We start from the raw sequence: 25,756 nt of genomic DNA, 5'->3' as shown, positions 1-25,756 counted from the left end.
TAATAGAGTATGATATTTATAGATAGTAATAAAATTTACTGGAGGTTGAGTATGGATAATAATGTTAAATGGGTTAATGAAAAAAAAATAGAAAGAACTATGAAAGCTCTAGAAAAAAATAACATGTGTGCTTATTTAGTAAATAACGAAGAAGAACTTTTAAATCAAATAGAAGAACTTATAAATGAAGGTGACTTAGTAGCATGTGGGGGTTCAATGACTTTATTTGAAACTAACGTAATAGATTATCTTAGAAATGGAAAGTATAATTTTTTAGATAGATATCAAGCCAATCTTTCTGCTGATGATATGAAAGAAATATATAGAAAGTCTTTTTATGCAGATGCTTATTTTGCAAGCACAAATGCTGTTACGGAAAATGGTGAACTATATAATGTAGATGGTAATGGCAATCGAGTAGCAGCAATGCTTTATGGACCAGACAAAGTTATATTAATTGTTGGTGTTAATAAAATTGTTAAGGATGTTGACGAAGCTATAAGCAGAAATAAAGAAATATGTGCTCCTGCAAATACAAAAAGATTAAGTTGTAAGACACCATGTGCATCAACAGGACAATGTATGGATTGTTCAAGTCCAGGAAGAATCTGTTGTGAGTATACATTAATAAAAAGACAAAGAACAGCTGGAAGAATGCATGTAATATTTTTAAATGAAAACTTTGGATATTAATATGCAGTAAGGAGGAATAATGAAAAAGGTAAAGCTAGTATATAATCCTAATTCTGGGGAAAGATCTATTGTCAATAAATTAGATTTTATAATAGAAATTTATCAAAGTTATGGATATATATTAATTCCATATAGGCTAAATAAACAAAATCCCATTGAAGATGCATTTATAGATATAGATGATAGCTATGAACATGTATTGATTTCAGGTGGAGATGGTACGGTGGATATGGTTTTAAATGTTATGAAAGAATTAGAGATTAATAAGCCTATTGGTATATTACCAACAGGAACAGCTAATGATTTTGCTAATGCCTTAAGTTTACCTTTTAATGTTAAAGAATCCATAGTAAATATAATTAATTCTAAGCCAAAAAAAATTGACATTGGAAAAGTTAATAATAAATTTTTTATAAATGTGGCTAGTGCAGGAATGTTTACAGATGTATCTCAAAAGATAAACACGGAATTTAAAAATTCTATGGGGAAAGTTTCATATTATATAAAGGGAATAGAAGAGGCATTGCATTTGAGACAGTTTAATATAAAGGTACATTCGGATGAGGTTATATACATTGGAGATATGTATCTAATGCTTGTATTCAATGGAAAAACTGCAGGAAATATTAATTTAGCATATAAGTCTGAATTAGATGATGGTTATTTGGATGTTATAATATTTAAAGCAACACCACTTCCAAAATCAATTCCTGTTCTTATAAGTACCTTAAAAGGAGAACATTTAGACCACTATAATGAAGAAGATTTATTGTACTTTAAAACTAAGAAAGTTATAATAGAGTGCAATGATGACTTAATTACAGATATTGATGGTGAAAAAGGTCCAGATTTTCCATTAGAAATAGAATGCATTAAAGATGGAATAGAAATATTAGGATGTAATTAAATAAAAAATCGGAAATAAACATTTTAGTCTATTTCCGATTTTTTATTATTTTCCAGGTTTAAAAGAACTCTTTAGTGGAACTATTCTATTAAATACTAACTTATCATCAGTAGTGTATTTTGTATCTACACTATAGAAACCATTTCTAACGAATTGGAATTTATCTAATGGTTTAGCATCTTTTAATTGAGTTGTCTCAGCGAATCCTTGTAATATTTCTATTGAAGATTCATTTATTTGATCTAAGAAGTGCTTTCCTTCATTTTCTGGAGCATCATCTAATATTAATGGTTCAAATAATCTAAACTCACATGGCTTACAGTTATTAGCATCTACCCAATGTATAGTTGCTTTAACCTTACGACCTGTAAATCCTGATCCACTTTTAGTTTCTGGATCATATGTACAATGTACTTCTACAACGTTTCCATTTTCATCTTTTATTACATCAGTACACTTAACAAAGTAAGCACCTTTTAAACGAACTTCGTTTCCTGGGAATAATCTGAAGTATTTCTTTATTGGTTCTTCCATGAAATCTTCTTGTTCTATATATAATTCTCTAGAGAATGAAACTTGTCTAGTTCCTTTAGTTTCATCTTTAGCATTGTTTTCTATATCTAACATCTCAGTTTGACCTTCTGGATAGTTAGTTATAACTAATTTTAATGGTTTTAGGACACCCATTACAAGTGGAGCCTTAGGTTGTAAGTCTTCTCTTAAGAAGTGGTCTAATAATTGACTATCTACTTTAGAGTCAGCTCTAGCTACACCTATTTCAGAACAGAAATTACGTATTGATTCCGGCGTATATCCTCTTCTTCTAACACCTGATATAGTAGGCATACGAGGGTCATCCCATCCATCAACTATACCTTCATCAACAAGTTGCTTTAACTTTCTTTTACTCATAACAGTGTTAGTTAAGTTAAGTCTAGCAAACTCTATTTGTCTCGGAATATTTTCCATTTCACATTCTCTCACAAACCAATCGTAAATTGGTCTTTGATCTTCAAATTCAAGGGTACATATTGAATGTGTTATACCTTCAATAGCATCTTCAAGTGGATGAGCAAAGCAGTACATTGGATATATACACCACTTGTTTCCTGTATTATGATGAGAAGCATGCGCTATTCTATATATTATTGGATCTCTAAAGTTTATGTTAGGAGAAGACATATCTATTTTAGCTCTTAAAACTTTTTCTCCATCTTTAAACTCTCCATTTTTCATTCTTTCGAATAAATTTAAGTTTTCTTCTACAGTTCTGTTTCTGTATGGACTATCTTTACCTGGCTCAGTTAAAGTTCCACGGTATTCTCTCATTTCTTCTGGACTTAAATCACAAACATAAGCTTTACCTTTTTTTATTAAAAGTAACGCTCTATTGTACATTTCATCGAAGTAATCAGATGCAAAGAATAAGTTATTCCAATCAAATCCTAGCCACTGAACATCTTCTTTTATAGAGTTTACGTATTCAACATCTTCTTTAACTGGATTTGTATCATCAAATCTTAAGTTAACTTTTCCGTTGAATTCCTTTGCAAGCCCAAAGTTTAGGCATATACTTTTTGCATGACCTATATGTAAATACCCGTTTGGTTCTGGTGGAAAACGAGTTATTATGCTGTCATGTTTACCTGTCTCTAAATCATTTATAATTATATTTCTTATAAAGTTAGATGAATTAGTTTCATTTGACATAATTTGTACCTCTCAATTTCAAATAGTTTCTATATAGTAAAAATGATACTATAATTCCATATTATTAATTTTAATGCAATATAGCAAAAAAATAAAGATATAAATAACAAATAAAGATTAAATAATTAAATTTACGACATTATTTCATTATGTAATTTCATTAGATATTATATTTAAGAGTATTGAACAAAATTAAAAATTTTATGTTAGTATTATAATTTTTTTTATTGTAAATTATAATTCTATAAATATAAATTTATTATAGTTTAAAAATAAACTTATCAGAGCTTTAATTAAATATATTTTTATATATTGGTAATTAATAGTATCAATTTTAGGTTGAGGAAGGAGAGATTATTATAAAAGGTACAAAAACATTAATAATGATAGTGGTTATAATTACGATACTTCTAGGTGGTGCTTATTTTATGCTTTTACCATCTGAAAAAGTAACTTTAGATACTAATAATAAAATAATCACCATAGAGGATTTATTAAAAGATAACTTTATAGAGTCTTTTGAAATTTTAAATAATCCTATCAGGTTAAAAGGAATATTAGAAATATCACAAGAAGAATTTAGAGATATTTTATATACTGTAATAACAAAGTATAATATAGAGGAATTTAAGCGTAATGAAACAACATTACATGATGATTTTATAAAAATAAAGGCTCCATATAGGATTTTAAACTTTATAGATACTCAATATGAAGTTAATATTTATCCAAGCATAATTGGTAATAATTTACACCTTAAATTAAAAGATGTAAAAATAGGTAAACTAAAACTTCCTAATAGCATAGTTAGTGCTGTACTTAAATCAAATATGAACACATTACCTTTTGAAATAGAAAAAAATGAAATAATAGTTGGTAGCTCTTATATAGAACCTTTAAAAATAGAAACTATAGAAGTTATTAAAGATAAAGTTATTTTAAATATATTTGTGACAGCTACAGATATTATTGAATTTATTGGAGAGTATAATACAAAGTAAATTGACATTAAAGTAGGTGATACTAGTGGAGCAGATTTTATATTCAGTTGCTCAATATAAGATACTATCGGCTTTTATTGCATTTTTTTTAACAGCAATAGAAAGTTTTATACCGATTTTACCTTTAGTTGGTATAGTATTGGCAAATTCAATGATATTTGGAATGTGGCTTGGATTTTTTATATCATGGGCAGGATCATGTATTGCTTCAATTTTACTTTATTATTGTGCTAGAAAAATATCTAAATTAAAAATATTTGACAAATATAGAAATAGACAAAAAAATGAAAAATTGACAGAATTTATTAAAAAACAGGGGTTTAGCATGATTTTTATAACTTATGTTTGTCCTTTTATTTCAGACTTTCTTATTACTATTGTAAGTGGATTAGTTAAATTTGATATGAAAACTTTTGTAAGTGGAATGGTATGTGGAAAATTTGTTATGTTTTTATTTATAAGTTATGTAGGTGAAGATATTGAAGGCTTTTTTAGAAATCCATTAAAGATAATTTTATTTACGATGTTTATTTTAATATCATGGATTATTGGTAAAAACATAAATAATAAAGTGCATAAAGAAGATAATTTATAGATTTAATTCTTACATTTACGTAATAAATTTGAATTCTTATGATAGATGTGCTATTATATAAAAAGTTATAATTAAATTAACTTAGGGGGAAGAAATGAAGAAGATATATATAATAACAACCTATACAGGAACAGTATTATCTTATTTAATAAGAAAAATCAGTAAAACCCCGTATGCACATGTATCAATAGCATTGAACGAAGAATTGAATCCTATGTATTCTTTTGGAAGACTAAATCCTAAAACTCCTATTTTTGCAGGGTTTGTTGAGGAAAAAATAGATGAAGGTTTATACGCAATTAGAAAAAATACTATGTGTAGGGTGTACTCACTAGATGTTACAGACTTACAATATAATAATATATATAATAATATAATGTTCGTTAGTGAAAACAGAAAAAAGTATGATTATGATGTAATGGCTTTAATTTATTTAACATTAAATAGACCTAGACAAGCTGAATATAAATATGTTTGTTCTCACTTTGTAGCAGACATGCTTATGAAAGGTGAAGTTGGTTTATTTGATGAACCATCTTGTAGTATAAGGCCGGACTTTTTCTATGATAATGAAAATTTAACATTAGAATATGAGGGACTTTTGTCTCAGTACGGAAAAGAGGCAAAAAATTATGTTCCTTATATATCAAAAATATAATACTATTAAGAGAAATACTCCTTTTAATTAAGGGGTATTTATTTTTTGTAAGATTATGGATATAATGGTAGTAACGATTATTTTGAAAGGAGTATTTATGAAAAGATATATAAAATCCTACGGGATAGCACTTATATTAGTAGCAATATATGCATTTATAAAGCTACCAGTGCTAAGACTTGATTTTACCTCTGGCTTCTCAACAATTATTGTATTTTTTATTATAGCCGGAGTACTAGACATGATGTTTGATAAGGGAGAGAGAACTTCAAAAATTGCAAAAAACAACTTTTTTATAGCTATAGTATTAATATTAATTGTAGCAGCAATACCTTTTGTAACATCTTCTCCAATATTCCATGCTAAATCATATAGAAGCCTTATTGGAAATGTTGAAGAAAGTAATTTTGATAAGGATGTAAGTCCAGTAAGTGTAAAGGATATTCGTATAGTAGATGAAGAAATGGCTATGAAGCTAGGAGACAAAAAATTAGGAGAGATACCTGCAGTAGGTAGTATATCTAAATTAGGCAAATTTCATATACAAAATGTAAATGGTGAACTATACTGGGTAGCACCATTAGTACATAGAGATTTTATTAAATGGATAACAAATTTAGATGGAACTAATGGATATGTTATGGTTTCAGCAAGTAATCCACAAGATGTTAGATTAGTTCAAGAATTAGATGGAAAACCTATAAAGATAGTATATCAACCAGATGCATACTTCCTTCAAGATCTACATAGACATATGTACGTAAATGGAATTGTAAATGCGGGTATGACCGAGTTTTCACTAGAAGTAAATGATGAGGGTAGACCATATTGGGTTACAAGTCTATATGAACATAAAGTTGGATTCAGTGGTTCTGATGCAATAGGAGTAGCCGTTGTTGATGCACAAACTGGAGAGGTTAGTAGATATTCTATAGAAGATGCCCCAGGATGGATAGATAGAATTCAGCCAGAACAGTTTGTAGTAGATCAAATTAACGATTGGGGACTTTATGTAAAAGGATTTTTAAACTCTGTAATTTCTGAAGAAGGAGTTTTAGTTGCTACTGAAGGAACTTCTTTAGTATATGGAGATGATGGGAAATCATATTGGTATACCGGAATAACTTCTTCTGGTGGAGATGAATCTACTATCGGATTTATGCTAGTAGATACTCGTACAAAAGAAGCTAAATTATATAAACAACCAGGAGCAACAGAAACAGCAGCTATGAAATCTGCTGAGGGTAAGGTTCAAGAGAAGAATTATCAGGCTACTTTCCCTGTTATGTATAATATATTAGGAACACCAACATATGTTTCTGCATTAAAAGATAAAGCTGGTCTTGTTAAGATGGTTGCATTTGTGTCAGTAGAAGACTTTGCTATATTAGGTTTAGGAGAAACAAAAGATGAAGCTTTAATAAATTATAGAGAAGCTCTTTCTAGTGATGGAAATAATATAAGTATAGAAAATGATACAACAAAAAAAGATATAGAAGGAGTAGTGAAAAGAATTAGCCCTGATGTTAAAAGTGGAAATACTAATTACTATTTAACTATAGATTCTGATAATAATAAGATATTTGTAGCAACTTCTAAGGTATCTACAGAGTTACCTTTAACTGTAGTTGGTGATAAGGTAAAGATAGCTTATCAAGAAGGTAAATCAGGTGTAGTAGATATAATTGAATTTGATAATTTAAATTTAGGTGCTACTTCACAGAAAAATAAATCAGATAATTCTTTATCAATAGAGGAATCAAAAACAGAGAATACTGAATCGGAAAATATACAAGAACAATAAAGAGTTATATACTCTTAATAAAAAGCATAAAACATATTTTTATATGTTTTATGCTTTTTTTATTATAGTAAGGTTATATTTTATTGTCATATCAAACAATATTAAAAAAAATCTTAAAAGATGGAAATTTTACCTTATATACTTAATATAATATTAGTACAACTTGGTAAATTAATGACTCAAGGGAGACTGGCGTATGATGGGGATAGAAAAAGAAATATTACTTTTAATTAGTAGAGTTAGATGTATGACAGAAACACAGGTTGGAAAAGTTTTCTCACCTAAAAAAAGATATGGTAGAAAACCATTTAAAAAAACACTAAGAAAGATGTGTAATGAATATACATTAAGAAAATACCCATGCAATATTAACTATAGCGGATATAGAGATAATTCCTACGTATATTATCTAAATGGAAGTAAACAGTATAAGGGAAAGGATTTAGTTAAAATTGTTATTGGATCAGAACTAGCTATTAGAATCAATATGGGTGGGTATGAAGTAAAGAGATTTTATAGAAATTCTAAAGTTGGTAATGAAACTTTTGATATATTTATTGAGTATATAGATCGATACAATGAATTACATCAACTTCTAGTAGATATAGATATAGATGGAAATATAGAAAAATCTAAATATACAAATTTAGAGTATAAAATTAATGACTCAACTATTCCGTTCTTTGAATTACCAAAAGTACTTATAGTTACATCTAAAGATACACGCGATTTAAGTATAAATAGTTTAAATGCTAATGTAAGTTTTATTGATCCAACTTTAAATAAATTATTCAGGTATATATAGACCTATTTTAAGTAAATATGCATTTTATCATTTTATATAAATAATAATAAATAACGTGTAAATAATATTTTATATAAAAATAAATAAAAACTATATAAGAAATAGATTAATAGTTGAAATATTAAAAATAGTGTGATAAAACTATATTAAATAGAATAACCAATAAAAACCAAATTAAATGTACCTAGGGTAGAGGTGCTGTATTTAATAGTAATTCATTGGAACTGGCAGGTGTTGATAATGAATGAAAGGAAATATAGCCGAAGAAAAATTATTGGCAGATAATTTTTCTGGACTTGTACAGAATATGTGCAAGACTGTCGCTTATTAAAATAAGTGGTGAGCTACAAGGTTACTTTGTGTAAAAAATTACGTCCAAAGTATACCTTTGGGCGTTTTTATTTTAGCCATAAGGTATAAGGGGGATTATATGAATAACATTATTGTTCAAAAATATGGTGGTAGTTCTGTAGGTAGTATTGAAAAAATAAAGGAAATTGCAAAAAATATAATTGAAAGAAAAAAAGTAGATAATAAAATAGTAGTAGTAGTTTCTGCAATGGGAGATACGACAGATGATTATATAAAGCTTGCAAACGATATAACTGATAGACCAGATAAAAGAGAGTTAGATGTTTTAATGTCAACTGGTGAAATTATATCTGCATCACTTTTAGCTATGAGTTTGTCTTCTCTTGGATGTGAATCAATTAGTTACAATGCATATCAGCTTGATATACATACAAGCGGTGATCATGGAAAATCTCAAATTGATGACATAGATATATCTAAGATTAAAGAAAGTTTAGACAAAGGAAAGGTAGTTATAGTGACTGGTTTTCAAGGTTTAAATGATGAAGGAGATGTGACAACCCTAGGTAGGGGTGGTTCAGATACATCTGCAGTTGCATTAGCTGTTAAATTAAATGCCAAGTGTGAAATTTATACAGATGTAGATGGTATATATTTTACAGACCCTAGAAAGTATAAAGGTGCTAAAAAGCTTAATGAAATTGAATATGAAGAAATGTTAGAACTTGCAAGTTTAGGTGCTCAGATAATGCATTCAAGAAGTATAGAGTTAGCTCAAAAGTACAATATAGAAGTATATGTAGGGCTTTCGTGTGGAAAATTAAATGGTACGTATATAAGGAGTGGAGAAAATATGAGATTAGAAGAAAGAGTTATAACTGGTCTTGCAACTAGCAATGACGTAGTTATTTTAACTATAAAGGATTTAAACTTAAATAAAGTTTCAAGTTTATTTGAATGCATTGCAAGTAAAAATATAAGTGTAGATATGATAAGTCAAACAGCTCCAATTGATGATATAGTAAATGTTTCATTTACTATATCAAAAGAAGATTTAAATGAATGTAACCAATTAGTTCAAAGATATGCAGATGATAAGGATATAGTAATAGATAATAAAGTGACAAAAGTATCTTTAGTTGGTTTAGGTATGAAAAATACAGCAGGAGTGGCATCAAAGGTTTTTAAAATATTTAAAGACAATAATATTAAGGTTAAACTTATAACTACATCTGAGATAAGAATATCATGTGCAATAAATTCTTCAGATGAAGAAGTAGCAATAAATGAAGTGGCTAAAGTATTTAACATATAAAATTTAGGAGGGTACTATGAAACTACATGGGAATATGTCTATTAAGAATAATACATTATACATCGGGGGAGTTAGTTGTGTAGACTTAGCAAATAAATACTCAACACCACTTTATATATTTGATGAAAATTTAATAAGAGAAAATTGTAGAGAGTATAGAAAATATTTTAAAGTCGATGAAAATAGTAATAAAGTTGCATATGCAGGAAAGGCATTTTTAACTTTATATATGTGTAACCTTATTAAAGAGGAAAATTTATGTCTAGATGTAGTTTCAGGAGGAGAACTATATACTGCACATAAGGCAAATTTTCCAATGGAGAATATATTATTTCATGGAAATAATAAAACAATTGATGAAATAAAAATGGGAATTAAGTTGGGTGTCGGAAGATTTGTAGTAGATAATTTTTATGAACTTGATATAATAGAAGAAATTTGCAAAGAAAACAATAAAATACAAGAAATTTATTTTAGGATAACTCCAGGAATTGAAGCTCATACACATGATTATATAAAGACAGGTCAAATAGACTCTAAATTTGGATTTGCATTAATAAATGGAGATTTATATGAAGCTATAGAAAAATTATCTAAGTATAAACATATAAAGTTAGTTGGACTTCATGCTCATATAGGCTCTCAAATATTTGATATACAGCCATTTATAGATGAAGTTGATATAATGATAGATTTAATAAAAGAAATTAAAGAAAAATACAATATAGATTTAAAAGAAATAGACTTAGGTGGAGGTATAGGTGTATATTACACTAAAGAAGATAAGCCAAAAACTATAAAAGAATTTTGTGAAGCTATAATAAATAGAACAGAAGTTAAATGTAAGGAAATAGGTATAAAAGTACCAACACTTATAATAGAGCCAGGAAGGTCAATTTCAGCCAATGCAGGTAGTACATTATATACTATAGGATCTATAAAAGATATTAAAAATGTAAGGACATATGTAAGTGTAGATGGGGGTATGACTGATAACATAAGACCTTCATTATATAAAGCTGGATATGAATGCAGTATTGTTAATAAAATGAAATATGAAAAAGTAAATAATGTTACAGTTGCTGGTAAATGTTGTGAAAGTGGTGACATATTAATAACTCATGCTAATATAATGGATATAGAAAGTGGAGATATCTTAATTACGACTTCTACAGGGGCATATGGTTATTCCATGGCTTCAAACTATAATAAAATACCTAAACCAGCAGTTGTGATGGTATCTAACGGAAAAGCTAACCTCGTATGCAAAAGACAAACATACGATGAACTTTTAGAGTTAGAATTAATATAAATTTTTATTTATTTTATAAAAGAATAAAAGCAGGTGCTATTAAAAAAATTAAAATAGCACCTGCTTTTTTATTAAGAATTAATATTTTCCTATAATATATTAAGTAAAATATCATAACATAAAATTAAGTAAAAAACATCATGAAATATTAAAAATACCATAAAAATAACAAATATATATAATTTTTTACAATATTCTTCTAACTTATGTCCAAAACTTATACAATTGTGGTAAAATTAACTAGAGGTAATAAGGAGGGATTCAATGAAGAAGAAAATAGTACTAATCATAACTTTATTATCAATATTTATGATAGGGTGTACATCTAAAACAGAAGAAAGTAATTTAGTAGAAGAAGGAAAGATTGCACTAGAGGCTCATAAGTACTCAGATGCAATGAAATTATTATCTAATGCTTTAGACGAAAATAGTTCTGATGAACATGCAAGATCGATGTATATGCAAGCAATGAGAATGATAAATGTAGATAGTTATAAATCTAAAACAAATTATAAAAAAGCTATTGAAGAACTTGAGGCTATTGAAAAAATAAAAAATGGTTCACAACTAATAAAAAGTGAAGCATCTAATGAGTTAAAAGAAATTAAAAAGTTATATGAAAGTCAAAAAGAAGCTGAAAGAAAAAGAAAAGAAGATGCTAAAACTGCAGCTAGCAAAGATGCATATAAAGCAAGTCAGCAATTAGTAAAATATGAAGAGTCATTAAGAGAAGAAGAAGAAAAGAAAAAGCAAGAGGAAGAAGAACAATTGAATAATAAAAATACTGAAAATAACGAAAATACAAATGAAGGTACTAGCGAAATTCAGGGAAATACAAATCAAAATTCAATTATAGAAGAAGCACCTTTGGTACAATAAAAATCTCATTTATATTTGTTTTTATAACCATAAACAAGTTAGTTATAAATTTGAATATTTTAAAAAATTTTATAACAAATAAAAAAGTTGCCTTAATTAGAAGGCAACTTTTTTATTATTTTGAGTCATTTATATAAAGTCTTTTTTCTACGTATTTATCTATTGAAGCTTTAATTACTGCGGCTACGGGAACAGATAAAAATACTCCTATTAAACCAAATAAATTAGAGCCGATTAAAACAGCAGATATAATCCAAAGAGGACTAAGACCAACTGAATCACCCATTACCTTAGGTCCGATGAAGTTTCCATCTACTTGCTGAAGTATTAATATGAAAATAGCAACCCAAAAAGCTTTAACAGGGCTATATACTAAAGTCATAAGTATTGGTGGTACGGCACCAATGAATGGTCCAAAGTAAGGTATTATATTTGTTAAGAAAACTATAAATGATAAGAATAATGTATTATCTATTTTTATTATAAATTGGAATCCTACAAATGCAATTGCCCCAATTATAAGAGAATCTATAATCTTACCTATTATATAATTATAAAATATATCATGAGACATTTTAAAGAATTCTACAGTCTCGTCAGCTTTAGTTCTACTAACTGTAGAATAAAGTATTTTCTTACAACCTAAGCCTATTTTTTCTTTATCGAATATCATATATATCGAAAGTATTAAGCCCATTATTATGTCAAATAATAAAGAAGTTATACTTGATATATGTACTAAAAGATTAGAAGAGAATGTTGTAAGTATGTTAACTACTCTTGTTAATATGCTATTTAAGTTTTCCTGTAAATGAGGAGCAATGCTATTGAAGAATTCAGCCTTTGTCATATACTTACTTAAGAAAGTGTTAATCATATCAATATATGTAGGAATTTCTTGTATTAATTTATTTAGAGTATCTACTATTGATGGAATAAGTAACTTAAAACCTAAGAATATAAGTATAAAAACGATTATATAAGATATAAGTATATTCAATAATCTGCGTAGATTAAATTTCTTCTCAAAAAACATTACTAAAGGATTTATTAGTAGTGCGATTAAAATTCCTATAAGAAAAGGGCTGAAAAAGTTAGCAAAACCACCTATTCCTGAAATAAATTGCATAGGGTTATTAATGAATTTATAAAGCAAAATAGCTACTAAAGCCAAAAATATATAATGCTTTATGTCTTCTTTTGAAATCATATTACCTCCTAAGTTTTTAAATATTTTAAAATTAGTATATAATATAATTAATATAATTTAAAGGCATATTATAGTTAAATATTAAAAGTTAAGAAATTTGTAATAAATGCTTTGATTTTAATAATGAGGTATTATATTATAGAAAAGAAATGAGAAAATATAGTATCTAATTAAATAATTAATAAGGAAAGGTTAAGTTATGAGAATAAATAAATATATAGCTTCTTGTGGTGTTGCATCAAGAAGAAAAGCTGAAGAGATAATATTAGATAGAAGAGTAAAAGTTAATGGTGAAATAGTTACAGAGTTATCATTTAACATAGATGAAAATAAAGATGTAGTTGAAATAGATGAAAAATTAATAAGTTTAAGTGAAAACTATGTTTATATAGTCTTAAATAAACCAGAAGGCTACATAACAACTGTAAAAGATCAATTTGATAGACCTAGTGTATTAGATTTAGTTACAGATATAAAAGAAAGAGTTTATCCAATTGGTAGACTTGATTATGAAACAAGTGGTCTTTTAATACTTACTAATGATGGAGATTTAACATATAAACTAACTCATCCAAAACATGAAGTAGATAAAACATATGTAGCATTAGTAAAAGGTCATCCTACATACGAAGAACTTAAAAACTTTAGAGATGGTTTAGAAATAGAAGATTATAAAACTGCTCCAGCTAAAATAAGAGTAGTAGATGTAAATGAAGAAAAAAATTATTCTAAATGCGAAATTAAAATACATGAAGGAAGAAATAGACAAGTTAGGAAAATGTGTAAAGCTATTAATCATCCTGTACTAAGACTTAGAAGAGTTGCAATGGGAGATATTAAACTAAGAGGTCTTAAAATAGGTGAATATAGACATTTGACAAAAGAAGAAGTAGAATACTTAAAAGGTATAAAATAGAGGTGCAATAAATGATTAAAGCTAAATATTTAACAAAAATTACAGAAATAAATAAGTTATTTATAGAAGACGTAATAAATGAAGGTGACATAGCAATCGATGCTACGATGGGAAATGGGTATGATACTAAATATCTAGCTGAAAAAGTTGGTGAAAATGGATTTGTGTATAGTTTTGATATACAAGAAGAAGCATTAAAATCAACGAAAAAAAGATTAGAAAAAGAAGGTTTATTAGATAGAGTTAGTCTTATACTAGATGGTCATGAAAATATAGATAATTATGTTAAAGATGGAGTTTCAGTAGTATTATTCAACTTAGGTTATTTACCAAGGGCTGATCATAATGTAATAACAAAACCTGATACTACGATTAAGGCAATAAAGTCATCTTTAAAACTTTTAAAGCCTCATGGTATTATTAGTATTGCTATATATACAGGTCATGAAGGTGGAATGGAAGAAAAAAATGAAGTTTATGAATTTGTACAAAACTTAGATCAAAATGAATTTAATGTTCTAGAAAGTAAATTTGTAAATCAAATCAATAATCCTCCACAATTAATATTGATCGAAAAGAAAAAAGAGTATTAATATACAAAATTGTGCATAAACAAAAAAGTTTCATTCACTCTTTAAAAAATATACATAAAAGTGATATAATGATTTTAGATAATTCTAGGAGTGTAAAAGAACAGTATTCGTTCTGCTAAAAGGAGAAATTTATGGACAATAAAGAAAAATTAGAAATGAAAGATGGAAAACATCTTATTTCAAATATACAAGCTCAATATGCAAGATTAAGTAAAGGACAAAAAATCATTGCTCAATATATATTAAAAAATTATGATAAGGTCGCATTTATGACGGCATGTAAGCTAGGTGAGGCTGTAGGTGTTAGTGAATCAACTGTAGTAAGGTTCGCAAATGCTTTAGGCTACTCAGGGTATCCTAAGCTACAAGAAGCACTACAAGAACTTATAAAAAATAAATTAACTACAGTTCAAAGAGTTGAGATGGCCCATGATCAGTATTCTGATGATTCAACTATACTTAATAAAGTTTTAAAAAGTGATATAGACAATATAAGAGATACTTTAGATGCTATAGATGAAAATGCATTTAAAGGTGCTGCTGATAAAATACTAAAAGCGAGAAAAATATATATCTTAGGGATGAGAAGTTCATTCACTATAGCTCAATATTTAGGATTTTATCTTGATATAATACTTGATAATGTTCACATAATAAGAATGGACATGGGAGATGCATTCGAACAAGTTGTAAGAGTAAATGAAGATGATGTACTAATCACAATTAGTTTCCCAAGATATTCTAGAAAGTCTTATCAAGTAGCAAAATATGCAAAAAGTAAAGGAGCACATATAATATCTATAACAGATAGTATGTTTGCACCGGTAGCTTCTATTTCAGATAATACTTTATTAGTTAAAAGTAATATGGCTTCTTTCGTTGACTCTTTAGTACCAGCATTAAGTGTAGCTAATGCACTTGTAATATCTGTTGGAATGAAGGAAAAAGAAGATATTAAAGAATACTTTGATGATTTAGAAACTATATGGAAAGAATACTCGGTATATGAGTAAGATTTGTGGATTATTAGAAATGGGATTTGATTATACATAAATATTCCCAATAATCACAAAGTTATACTAGATAATTTTTAGCAAAAAATAATACTTATATTTAAACTGACACTGACTTGTTACTGGCAAATATTATAATTATCAGTATAGTTACTGTCAGTTTTTTATAGTAAATTAAATAAATTTTTAAAATTCGCGTCAATAATTGATATATTAACACGAATTCAATCAAAATATCCTAAATTTATATTAATATTATACATGCTTAATATAAATTAAGGAGGGGATATTTTGAAATTAAAAACAATGTTTGATTTTAAGGAGACAATACTAGGGTTATATTTCAAGGTCAATGATATAGATACAAATGAAATAAAAATAATAGATATAATTGACTTAAGAGGGAGATCTGAACTAATATCATATTTTATAAATGATAAATACTACATATTCATATTAAACGATTATGATATAGCATTAGGAATTATTTATAATTATGAAATATATTCAAATTTTATAGAATATTTAATAAGTGAATCTAGTAGTCTTGATTTTTATGACGTTAGGCAACAATTTTACGAATATAATGGAATCTATAGTCAGAGTTTATTAGAAATGAAGAAAGTTACTATAAGATATTATTACAATTTTGAACTAAATGAAAAAAAATTAGCTTGCTTAAAGGCTAAATAAAATAATGTTATATAGTTAATAAAATAAATTATGATCAAAATAACTAAGCTTTAGCTTAGTTATCTTTGATTAATATAGAAAATATTTAAAAATACAATAGTAGTAGGAATTTTAAAAAAGTCTATAAAGCGGGAAATTAATGAAGTAAGATTATTAATTATAATGGCAATTGATACAGACTTAATACTAGATTATGAAGAACTATTTTCTGATATATATAAGAGTTGATTCTATCGCAAAGGTAATAAATATATGTGAAAATCAAAGTTTTGATAAGTTTAGAAATATGTTTAATTAAAAAAGGATAAACTAAATAATAAATTTGAATAAATTTCTCTTTTGACTAAGAGAAATTTTTTAACTTTCAGGGAAATGGTTTCAAAATATTATATAAATATAAGAAAAAAGAGGTGAAAACATGATATATACAGTGACACTTAATCCAGCAATTGATTATTTAATAAATTTAGATAACTTAGAAATTGGGAGTATAAATAGAGTAGAAGATGAAAAAGTTTATGCAGGGGGAAAGGGAATAAATGTCTCTAATATGCTAAAACAATTAGGATATGAAAATACCGCACTAGGATTTATAAGTGGATTTACAGGAGAGTTTATTGTCAATACTTTAGTGGAAAAAGGAATAAATAATAAATTTATAAAATTAAAAAACGGATTTACAAGGATAAATGTAAAGGTTAAAGGAAAAGAAGAAACCGAGATAAATGGCAAAGGACCAGTAATTACTAATGATGAACTTAATGAACTTTATAAAATATTAGATAACTTAAATAGTGATGATATCTTAGTTTTAGCTGGAAGCATACCATCAACACTTGATGATAAATTATATGAAAACATAATGGATAGAATAAAAAATAAAGGAGTAAAGGTTGTAGTTGATGCAACTAAAAACTTATTATTAAATGTACTAAAATATAAACCATTTTTAATTAAACCAAATAACCATGAATTAGAAGAAATATTTAATGTAAAACTAAATAGTAACGAAGAAATAATAAAGTATTCTAAGAAGCTAAAAGAAATGGGTGCCTTAAATGTTTTAGTATCTATGGGGAAAGATGGAGCATTACTTTTAACAGAAAATGATGAAGTATATGTAAGTAATGTAGCTAAAGGCATCGTAAAAAATTCAGTAGGTGCAGGAGATTCTATGGTAGCGGGGTTCATCGCAGGGTACTTAGATACAAATAGTTACTTAGAAGGTTTAAAATTAGGGGCAGCATCAGGAGGAGCTACTGCATTCTCATACGATATTGCAACTAAAGAATTTATTGATGAGATCAAAGAGCAAATTATAGTATGCAAAATGTAAAGGAGGTAAAATATGAGAATTACAGACTTAATAGATAAAAAGTCTATTAACTTAAATTTAAAATCTAAAAATAAATTAGATGTAATTGATGAATTAGTAGAACTAATGTATGGTAGTGGAAATTTAAAAAATAAAGAAGAATATAAGAAAGCAATTTTAGCTCGTGAAGAGTTGAGTACAACGGGTATAGGAGAAGGAATAGCAATTCCACATGCTAAAACTACTGCCGTAAAAAAAGCATCATTATCAATTGGTATAAGTAAAGATGGTATAGATTATGAGGCCTTTGATGGTAGTTTAGCAAATTTATTTTTTATGATTGCAGCACCAGATGGTGCTAATAATACACATCTAGAAGTATTAGCAAGACTTTCTACAATACTTATGGATGAAGAGTTTAGAGCAAAATTGATTAATGCTAATTCAAAGGATGAATTCTTAGATTTGATAAATCAAAAAGAGATTGAAAAGTTTCCAGAAGAATATGAAAAAGAAGAAATAAAACTAGAAAATGATGCAGTAGAAATAAAAGAAGAAATTCAAGAAGAAATAGAGTTGAAATATCCTAAGGTTCTTGCAGTAACAGCTTGTCCAACAGGTATAGCACACACATTTATGGCTGCAGAAAGTTTAAATAAAACTGCAAATCAAAAAGGGGTTTCGATAAAAGTAGAAACTAATGGCTCTTCAGGAGCTAAAAATATATTAACTAACGAGGAAATAGAACATGCTAACTGTATAATAATTGCAGCTGATAAAAATGTTGATATGGCAAGGTTTAATGGTAAGAAAGTTATAATAACAAAGGTTGCAAATGGAATACACAAAGCAGATGAACTTATAGATAAAGCTGTAAAAGGAGAAGCTCCTATATATCATAGTTCAAGTTATACTAAAAACTCAAATGAAGATTTAATTGAAGAAGAAGGTGCACTTAGAAAGATTTATAAAAATCTAATGAACGGTGTTTCAAATATGCTGCCATTTGTTGTAGCAGGAGGTATTCTTATAGCACTATCTTTCTTATTTGATAACTACGAAATAGACCCAGCTAATTTTGGTAAAAACACACCAATAGCAGCATATTTAAATATGATAGGTGGATACGCATTTGATTTTATGTTACCAGTTCTTGCGGGATATATTGCTTTTTCTATTGCCGATAGACCTGCATTAGTAGTTGGATTTGTAGGTGGAATAATAGCCAAAGAAGGCGGAGCAGGATTCCTAGGAGCTTTAATAGCTGGGTTCTTAGCTGGTTATTTAGTAATTGGACTTAAGAAATTGTTTAGCTCTTTACCACAAGCTTTAGAAGGTATAAAACCAATACTTCTGTTTCCTTTATTAGGAACATTTATAATATCATTATTAATGACATTTATAGTAATGCCACCAGTAGTCGCTTTAAATAATGGAATGACTAATTTCTTAATGGGTCTAGGGGGAAGTTCTAGGTTACTATTAGGAATAGTTGTAGGAGCTATGATGGCAGTTGATATGGGAGGACCAGTAAATAAAGCTGCATACGTGTTTGGTATTGCTGCACTAGAAGCAGGTCAATTTGAAGTAATGGCAGCAGTAATGGCAGGTGGTATGGTTCCTCCTCTTGCAATAGCTTTAGCAACTACATTCTTTAAAAATAGATTTACAGAAGAAGAAAGAAAATCTGGTATTGTTAATTATGTTATGGGATTATCTTTTATAACTGAAGGAGCTATACCATTTGCAGCAGCAGATCCAATACATGTAATACCAGCATGTGTTGTAGGCTCTGGAATTGCAGGAGCATTAAGTATGTTATTCGGTTCAGCTTTAAGAGCTCCTCATGGAGGAATATTTGTAATTCCGGTCATATCAAATCCAATAGGATACTTAATAGCAATATGTGTAGGTTCAGTAGTGGGTATGATATTATTATCAATACTAAAAAAACCAATTGATAAATAAATTATTTAGGCTGAGGTATAATTATACTTCAGCTTTTATTTTTTTATATTGAAGAAATTTAAGAAAAATTTAAAAGTAATGAAATTTATAATTTTTATATAAAAGGCATAAGATACTTTATAGAATATTAAATTCTTTTGTTTGGAGGAATCAATATGAAGATAACAATATTCCTAGGTGCAGGAGCTTCAGCAGCAGAAAATTTACCAATTCAAAATGAATTATTTAGTGAGTACTTTAAGGATCTTAAGCCTAGTGATTTTGATAAAGAAATGAATAAAGAGCTACACCGATTTTTTAAACAGATGTTTAATATAGATTTGAAAGAGGATAAGATAGATGAAATTAATTTTCCAACTTTTGAGGAAGTTTTAGGAATTTTAGACTTAGCCGAACACAGAAGAGAGTTTTTTAAAAATTTTGCTCTTGAAATGGTTAATAAAAAAAGTGATAGCATAAGATTTGTGAGACAGTATCTGATATTATTAATGGCTTATTCAGTTAATAAAAAAAATACAAATAAATATCACAAGATGTTATTAGAGAATTTATTAAAAGAAGATATACTTTTAGATACTACATTCATAAGTGCTAATTATGATATTAATATAGATAATACTATAGCTAGTCTATACGATGAAGAAAAGTTACCTGTTATGCTTGATTATGGTATAGATTTTACAAATTTCTATGAAGGTAATAATTGGGTGAAGGCTAAGGAGCCGATGATTCAACTCCTTAAGATACATGGGTCTTTAAATTGGATGTATTGTCCATTTTGTAGTAGCTTAACTTTAACTCCTTATGAGGGTGGAGTAATGAGAATATTAGAAGATATAGAAGGGGCAAAGTGCCTTAGATGCGGAGAACTCACTGTCCCAATTATAGTACCTCCAACTTATTTTAAAGATATGTCTAATGTATTTTTGAGTAGTGTTTGGAATGAAACTGAAAAGGTATTAAGAGAAAGTGATATATTAATTTTTTGCGGATACTCATTTCCTGAGGCTGATATACATATAAAATATATAATAAAAAGAGTTCAAACTAATAGAAAAAAACCACCATTAAAAATAATGGTCTTTAATAATCACGAAGGAAAAAAAGATTTCTCACTAAGAAGAGAAGAAAGTAGGTATAAAAGATTTTTAGGAGATGATGTTTTATTTACTGATAAATCTTTTCAAGACTTTGCGAAAGAACCAGGAAAGTATATAAGATTATTAGCCAAAGGTGAAAAGGTGAATTGTGAAAATTCAGAAGAAGGTATAAAATAATAAATAATATATTTATAAAAAACAAAATTACTTAGGGGGAAATCAAATGCTTGGTACAATTGTAAATACTGGAGCGATAATAGGCGGCTGTTTAGTTGGTCTTTTAATAAAAGGAGGAATACCAGAAAAGTTAAGTAATACAGTAATGAATGGTATAGCACTTTGTGTTATATGCATAGGAATATCAGGTTCTATTGAAGGTGAAAATACTTTAATAACAATAATATCTATGGCACTGGGATCAGTAATAGGGGAATTAATTGACTTAGATAAGTGGTTAAATAGATTAGGAGAATTTTTAGAAAGTAAATTTTCAAAAAATAAGATAAAGGAAAACAGCGATATAATGACAAGTACAATATCAATTTCTCAGGGATTTGTATCTGCAAGTTTATTGTTTTGTGTAGGGGCTATGGCAGTAGTAGGTTCATTAGAAAGTGGTTTAAAGGGTGTTCATGAGATATTATTTGCTAAATCTATATTAGATGGAATTTCATCAATCATTTTTACAGCTTCTATGGGAATAGGTGTATTTTTTTCTGGGATATCAGTATTTATTTATCAGGGTGTTATTACAATAGGAGCATCATTTTTATCAGGTATACTAAGTGATAGTGTTGTAAATGAAATGACTACAGTTGGGAGTTTACTAATAATGGCACTAGGCTTTAATATGATCAAAGTATCTAACATAAAAGTAGCAAATTTACTACCAGCTATGATAATCCCTGTATTTTTTGGTATTTTCGGCATGATTTAAAAAAACTTTAGACAAATTCCACATTTAGAAGGAATAGTAGTATTATTGATCAAATTAATTATATATTAGTTAATAAAATACATATTTCATTTGATGAAATTAAAAAGGAGGTTAAATAATATGATTACATTTGATATAAATGGGGCTATTGTGGAGTTCGATGACAGTATGGATAACTATAACAGCATAAGAAAGAAATTCCAAACTTATGCTTTTAATATATCTAATCAATTTGAAGAAGATTGTTTGAATAATGCGCATACAATAAAGCAAATTTCAGATCAGGCTTTGACAATTGGAGAGGGACTGATTGACAGCATTATTAAAAAGGGTGTTGAAACTATTGTTACTTATAGAGTGATAACAATAGACTTTAATATATTTAAGGAACAATACTGTAAAAAGTACTTAGATTACGCAAGACTGTTTAACAATCTTATGAAGGAGCATACAAATTCAAACAATAGAGGTCGAAAAAATAGTAATGTCACAAAGTTTTATGAAATAAAACCTATAATAAAAAAATTAGCTGAATATATTTATAATGACTGCTTTAATATACATTATGCAATTATAGATGCCCTATTAGATAACAATGTAGGCAATGTACATTGTTATATTGACAATAAGTCTATAAGACAAGCAAATGCATTATTTAACAATTATAAAGACGGTTTTATTGGAAAAGCAGATGAATGTAAAGTAGTAAGACAAATAATATCTTTAAACCCATATAGGCAAGATATATATGAATTTTTTATAAAAGAAGATGGAGATTTTTCAGGAGAAATTGAAAGGTTAACAGATTATTTAGGTTATGATATAAAGGAATATAAAGCTACTCTAATGGATATATATATAAAACAGTTAATTGAAAGCGACTGTGTGATAGATATTGAAGGATCAAAAGAAAAAGTAAAAAAATATGCAAAATATATAGGTTGCAAAGATGACTCAATCTATATTACCAGAATTGATGCAATATATACATTTGAAAATGCTTAGTAGTTGTAACTAATATAATAGAATAAAGCTTCTATATAATTTTAGAAGCTTTATTCTATATAGTCATAGTCATCAAAATCATAAAAATAATCAACTGTATTTTTTTTATTATAAAAAGATAAATCATAGTAATAGTTATCATAATCTATATCTTGATCTAAATATAGATTATCATTATAATCATCATAGTTTACATTATCTTCAAAAGAACTATAATTTAAAGATGAATTGCTTATAAATGTGTCAGGATTTAACCTATGAGTATTTTTATAGTGCTTTCTAAACAAATTAAATTTTTTAGTCATAGAATACACCTCTTATAATATTTATCATCAAATCAATTATATGATTCAAATATATATTTGACAATTTATAAAATAAAAAACATGTAAAATTATACCACTATGTATAAAAAAGTATTACACTCAAGATATGAAAATGATTTCTAAAATGCACATCAATAATTTGATTGTATCATACCAAAATAATTATTAATTTATATTCTTTAGGAGGATTAAAAAATGAATAATGTAGGGTATTTAACTGAGTCAGGTAAATATTTTACTCAAGAAGAAGTTATTTCAGAAGCTAGAAGATGTTTGTTATGTGATGATGAATATTGTAGTAAAAACTGTCCAATAGATGTGAATCCCAAAGATATTATACAATTAGTAGCCAATGAGAAGATAGAAGAAGCCGTTAAAATTATAAGAGAGAAAAATCCTTTAGCAGCTATATGTGCAAGAGTTTGTCCTTATGAAACTTATTGTATTGGAGGATGTAAAAATACTGAGCTAAAAGATCCAATAATGATACCATATATAGAAAAGTTTTTAACAGAGTATGAGAGAGATAGTAATTGGAAAAATGAAAAAAGTGAAATAAATGCTAATCTTATAGGTAGAAAAGTAGCTATAATAGGCTCAGGTCCTTCTGGTTTGACAGCTGCAGCATTTTTATCAATAAAAGGACATAGTGTAACTGTTTTTGAGGCAAGAGAACAATTAGGAGGATGGCTAAGCTATGGTATACCTCCCCATAGATTACCTAAGTATGCTATAAATCAAGATTTAAGATATATAGAAAGCTTAGGTGTAAAGTTTAAAACTAATTGCACTGTAGGTAAAGATATAACTTTAGACGAACTAAGAAAAGATGGATATGATGCATTTTTAATTTCAAGTGGCCTAAATAAGGGAAGAATATTAAATATTAAAGGATCACAATATAAGGGGGTAATGAGTGCTGTTGGTTTCTTAGCAGATGCAAAATCTCATGATGGACATATAAACATAGGTAAAAGTGCTGTAATAATTGGGGGTGGAGATGTTGCAATGGACTGTGGTACTACAGCAAAATTTATTGGATATGATAAGGTTAGAGTAGTTGTTAGATGCAGTTTAGAAGAAATGACTGCTAGTTCAAAAGAGTATAATTACCTTAAATTTGTAAATGTTCCTGTTTTTGATCATTTTGACTCAGTTGAAATATTAGGTAATGAAGATAATGAGGTAAAAGCTATTAAATTTAAAGGTACTGATGATAATTCAGATTTAACAATAGATGCGGACACAATTATATTCGCAGTTGGCCAGATGTCGGAGGGGATTGAAAATATTGCACCAGTAGAAGTAGATAAAAAAGGGATAGTTATAACAAATAACTTTAAAACAAGTATAGATGATATATTTGCAACAGGAGACATTATACAGGGACAAAAAACTGCATGTTATGCGACTTCATTAGGAAAAGAAGTGGCAAAAGAAATAAATAAGTACTTAAATAATTTATAAATCTTAAATGATAGTTTTATTGAATATTGATTATTATGATGATATTTATTTTTATAAAAAAATAGGGCAATGTTTTGATACTTCAAAACATTGCCTTGTTTAAATTATATTATACTCTTATAATTATAAATTTTTATTTAGTATTATTTACTGCATTTTCAGCAAACTCTGTAGTAACTATAGAAGAATAAGGAGGTCTTTGATCTAATTGATCTGCAGTCTCCATAACCTTCATTAAATTATTTAAACTTTCTTCAGATAGAACTGGCTCGGAACACCAAGCATCGATTTCTCTATATTTTTGAGCAACTATAATTAAATCATCGATAGAGTTATCTTCAAAGAAAGGTTGCATTGCTTTTGCAACATCTTCATCAGATGCAGTTTGAATCCACTGTTGAGCTTTATAAAGTGCATTCGTAAATCTTTGAACTAGATCTTTATTTTGTTCCATATAAGATTTAGTAGCTGAGTAAGCTGTAAAAGGTATTTCTCCAGAGTCAGCACCTATGGATGCAACAACATATCCAGAGCCATCTTTTTCAAGCTGGCTAGCAGTAGGCTCAAATGCTGTTGTATAATCAGCTTCACCAGCAGCAAAGGCACCAGCCATTACTCCAAATTGTACATCAGTACGTACATTAACATCTGCAGATGGATCATCTTCTCCTATACTAAGACCATGTTGTTTAAGTACATATTCAAGTGTCATTAATGGAACTCCACCCTTTCTTCCGCCAAGTATCTCTGTACCTTTTAAATCTTCATAAGAGAAATTATCATTTTTTTCTCTAGATACTAAGAAGCTACCATCTCTTTGAGTAAGTTGAGCAAAGTTTATTGCATAATCGTCGCTACCTTGATTATAAACGTAGATAGAAGCTTCAGGCCCCATAAGTCCAATATCTGCTTCTCCAGAAATTAAAGCTGCCATAGTTTTATCTGCACCTTGAGTATTAATAAGGTCTACCTCAATACCTTCATCCTCAAAAAAACCTTGAGAAATCGCAGCATATTGTGGAGCATAGAAAACAGAATGAGTAACTTCGGCTATAGTAACTTTATCTAATTCAGTTTTTTCTGTTGTAGTTTTATTTGTGTTATTTTGACTACATCCAGTAAGACAAACAACACCGAGAGCCAAAGAACTAGCAACTGATACAAGTTTTTTAAACATATAATATCCTCCCTATAAAAAATATCACATGTTATATAGTATTAC

24 protein-coding genes and 1 riboswitch are annotated in these 25,756 nt (G+C 27.8%); of the genes, 20 read left to right on the top strand and 4 right to left on the bottom strand.

Translation table 11 applies throughout. The annotated features are described in order from the left end of the window. The first annotated feature begins 51 nt into the window (after positions 1–51). Positions 52–693, top strand: coding sequence for a lactate utilization protein (locus H8923_RS08635; protein ID WP_153971708.1), 642 nt, complete (start codon positions 52–54; stop codon positions 691–693). Positions 694–712: 19 nt separating this feature from the next. After that, on the top strand, positions 713–1,600 hold the full coding sequence (locus tag H8923_RS08630) for a YegS/Rv2252/BmrU family lipid kinase (protein ID WP_153971709.1): 888 nt from the start codon (positions 713–715) through the stop codon (positions 1,598–1,600). Positions 1,601–1,645: 45 nt separating this feature from the next. On the opposite strand, the gene H8923_RS08625 is transcribed toward H8923_RS08630, so the two are convergent. Then, positions 1,646–3,310 carry a glutamine--tRNA ligase/YqeY domain fusion protein gene (locus H8923_RS08625; protein ID WP_153971710.1) on the bottom strand — a complete coding sequence of 555 codons (1,665 nt, stop codon included), beginning with the start codon at positions 3,308–3,310 and terminating at the stop codon, positions 1,646–1,648. A gap of 428 nt (positions 3,311–3,738) precedes the next feature. On the opposite strand from H8923_RS08625, the gene H8923_RS08620 reads away from it, so the two are divergent. From H8923_RS08620 to H8923_RS08585, 8 genes are all read left to right on the top strand, one after another. Then, the gene (locus H8923_RS08620) at positions 3,739–4,311 is read left to right on the top strand and encodes a hypothetical protein (RefSeq protein ID WP_187127887.1); all 573 of its coding nucleotides are present in this window, start codon (positions 3,739–3,741) and stop codon (positions 4,309–4,311) included. 25 nt (positions 4,312–4,336) lie between these two features. Further along, positions 4,337–4,906, top strand: coding sequence for a TVP38/TMEM64 family protein (locus H8923_RS08615; protein ID WP_153971712.1), 570 nt, complete (start codon positions 4,337–4,339; stop codon positions 4,904–4,906). A gap of 94 nt (positions 4,907–5,000) precedes the next feature. Then, positions 5,001–5,564 (top strand): hypothetical protein, encoded by a 564-nt coding sequence (locus tag H8923_RS08610; RefSeq protein WP_153971713.1) that lies wholly within the window; start codon positions 5,001–5,003, stop codon positions 5,562–5,564. A 97-nt stretch (positions 5,565–5,661) separates the two neighbouring features. After that, positions 5,662–7,368: a hypothetical protein gene (locus H8923_RS08605; RefSeq protein WP_153971714.1), complete on the top strand. Its 1,707-nt coding sequence runs from the start codon at positions 5,662–5,664 to the stop codon at positions 7,366–7,368. 196 nt (positions 7,369–7,564) lie between these two features. Then, entirely contained in the window at positions 7,565–8,173 is a 609-nt protein-coding gene (locus H8923_RS08600; RefSeq protein ID WP_153971715.1) for a hypothetical protein, read from the top strand. Between the two features lie 182 nt (positions 8,174–8,355). Then, positions 8,356–8,528, top strand: a riboswitch (Lysine riboswitch). 75 nt (positions 8,529–8,603) lie between these two features. After that, positions 8,604–9,800 carry an aspartate kinase gene (locus tag H8923_RS08595; RefSeq protein ID WP_153971716.1) on the top strand — a complete coding sequence of 399 codons (1,197 nt, stop codon included), beginning with the start codon at positions 8,604–8,606 and terminating at the stop codon, positions 9,798–9,800. A gap of 16 nt (positions 9,801–9,816) precedes the next feature. After that, complete coding sequence (lysA, locus tag H8923_RS08590; RefSeq protein WP_153971717.1) at positions 9,817–11,112, top strand: diaminopimelate decarboxylase; 1,296 nt, start codon at positions 9,817–9,819, stop codon at positions 11,110–11,112. A gap of 264 nt (positions 11,113–11,376) precedes the next feature. Next, positions 11,377–11,991, top strand: a complete 615-nt coding sequence (locus H8923_RS08585) for an outer membrane protein assembly factor BamD (protein WP_153971718.1) — start codon at positions 11,377–11,379, stop codon at positions 11,989–11,991. 115 nt (positions 11,992–12,106) lie between these two features. Here H8923_RS08585 and H8923_RS08580 read toward each other — a convergent pair whose 3' ends face one another. Further along, positions 12,107–13,201 (bottom strand): AI-2E family transporter, encoded by a 1,095-nt coding sequence (locus H8923_RS08580; protein ID WP_153971719.1) that lies wholly within the window; start codon positions 13,199–13,201, stop codon positions 12,107–12,109. A gap of 199 nt (positions 13,202–13,400) precedes the next feature. Here H8923_RS08580 and H8923_RS08575 point away from each other — a divergent pair, with 199 nt between their 5' ends. The 9 genes from H8923_RS08575 to H8923_RS08535 all read left to right on the top strand — a co-directional run bounded on the left by H8923_RS08575 (position 13,401) and on the right by H8923_RS08535 (position 22,741). Then, on the top strand, positions 13,401–14,117 hold the full coding sequence (locus H8923_RS08575) for a pseudouridine synthase (RefSeq protein WP_153971720.1): 717 nt from the start codon (positions 13,401–13,403) through the stop codon (positions 14,115–14,117). An 11-nt stretch (positions 14,118–14,128) separates the two neighbouring features. Further along, positions 14,129–14,710: a tRNA (mnm(5)s(2)U34)-methyltransferase gene (locus H8923_RS08570; RefSeq protein ID WP_153971721.1), complete on the top strand. Its 582-nt coding sequence runs from the start codon at positions 14,129–14,131 to the stop codon at positions 14,708–14,710. 131 nt (positions 14,711–14,841) lie between these two features. Beyond that, the gene (locus tag H8923_RS08565; protein WP_147542202.1) at positions 14,842–15,723 is read left to right on the top strand and encodes a MurR/RpiR family transcriptional regulator; all 882 of its coding nucleotides are present in this window, start codon (positions 14,842–14,844) and stop codon (positions 15,721–15,723) included. Positions 15,724–16,014: 291 nt separating this feature from the next. After that, the gene (locus H8923_RS08560) at positions 16,015–16,416 is read left to right on the top strand and encodes a hypothetical protein (protein WP_153971722.1); all 402 of its coding nucleotides are present in this window, start codon (positions 16,015–16,017) and stop codon (positions 16,414–16,416) included. Between the two features lie 418 nt (positions 16,417–16,834). Then, a complete protein-coding gene (gene pfkB / locus H8923_RS08555; RefSeq protein ID WP_153971723.1) occupies positions 16,835–17,752 on the top strand; it encodes a 1-phosphofructokinase in 918 nt (305 codons plus the stop codon). Between the two features lie 12 nt (positions 17,753–17,764). Beyond that, positions 17,765–19,699, top strand: a complete 1,935-nt coding sequence (locus H8923_RS08550) for a PTS fructose transporter subunit IIABC (protein WP_153971724.1) — start codon at positions 17,765–17,767, stop codon at positions 19,697–19,699. Positions 19,700–19,854: 155 nt separating this feature from the next. Beyond that, positions 19,855–20,976, top strand: a complete 1,122-nt coding sequence (locus H8923_RS08545) for an SIR2 family protein (protein ID WP_153971725.1) — start codon at positions 19,855–19,857, stop codon at positions 20,974–20,976. A gap of 46 nt (positions 20,977–21,022) precedes the next feature. Beyond that, entirely contained in the window at positions 21,023–21,736 is a 714-nt protein-coding gene (locus H8923_RS08540; RefSeq protein WP_153971726.1) for a DUF554 domain-containing protein, read from the top strand. 120 nt (positions 21,737–21,856) lie between these two features. After that, positions 21,857–22,741, top strand: a complete 885-nt coding sequence (locus H8923_RS08535; protein ID WP_153971727.1) for a kinase — start codon at positions 21,857–21,859, stop codon at positions 22,739–22,741. Positions 22,742–22,791: 50 nt separating this feature from the next. Here H8923_RS08535 and H8923_RS08530 read toward each other — a convergent pair whose 3' ends face one another. Then, positions 22,792–23,046 carry a hypothetical protein gene (locus H8923_RS08530; RefSeq protein ID WP_153971728.1) on the bottom strand — a complete coding sequence of 85 codons (255 nt, stop codon included), beginning with the start codon at positions 23,044–23,046 and terminating at the stop codon, positions 22,792–22,794. A gap of 216 nt (positions 23,047–23,262) precedes the next feature. On the opposite strand from H8923_RS08530, the gene H8923_RS08525 reads away from it, so the two are divergent. Further along, positions 23,263–24,534: an FAD-dependent oxidoreductase gene (locus tag H8923_RS08525; RefSeq protein ID WP_153971729.1), complete on the top strand. Its 1,272-nt coding sequence runs from the start codon at positions 23,263–23,265 to the stop codon at positions 24,532–24,534. A 133-nt stretch (positions 24,535–24,667) separates the two neighbouring features. Here the strand turns inward: H8923_RS08525 and H8923_RS08520 are convergent, their stop codons facing one another. Next, positions 24,668–25,711: an ABC transporter substrate-binding protein gene (locus tag H8923_RS08520; protein ID WP_153971730.1), complete on the bottom strand. Its 1,044-nt coding sequence runs from the start codon at positions 25,709–25,711 to the stop codon at positions 24,668–24,670. Positions 25,712–25,756 lie beyond the last annotated feature (45 nt).

Origin of the sequence: Romboutsia faecis (assembly GCF_014323405.1) — a bacterium.
Classification (GTDB): Bacteria; Bacillota; Clostridia; order Peptostreptococcales; family Peptostreptococcaceae; genus Romboutsia_E; species Romboutsia_E faecis.
The sequence above is the reverse complement of the archived record's forward strand: the minus strand, read 5'-3'. Positions and strand labels throughout refer to the sequence as shown.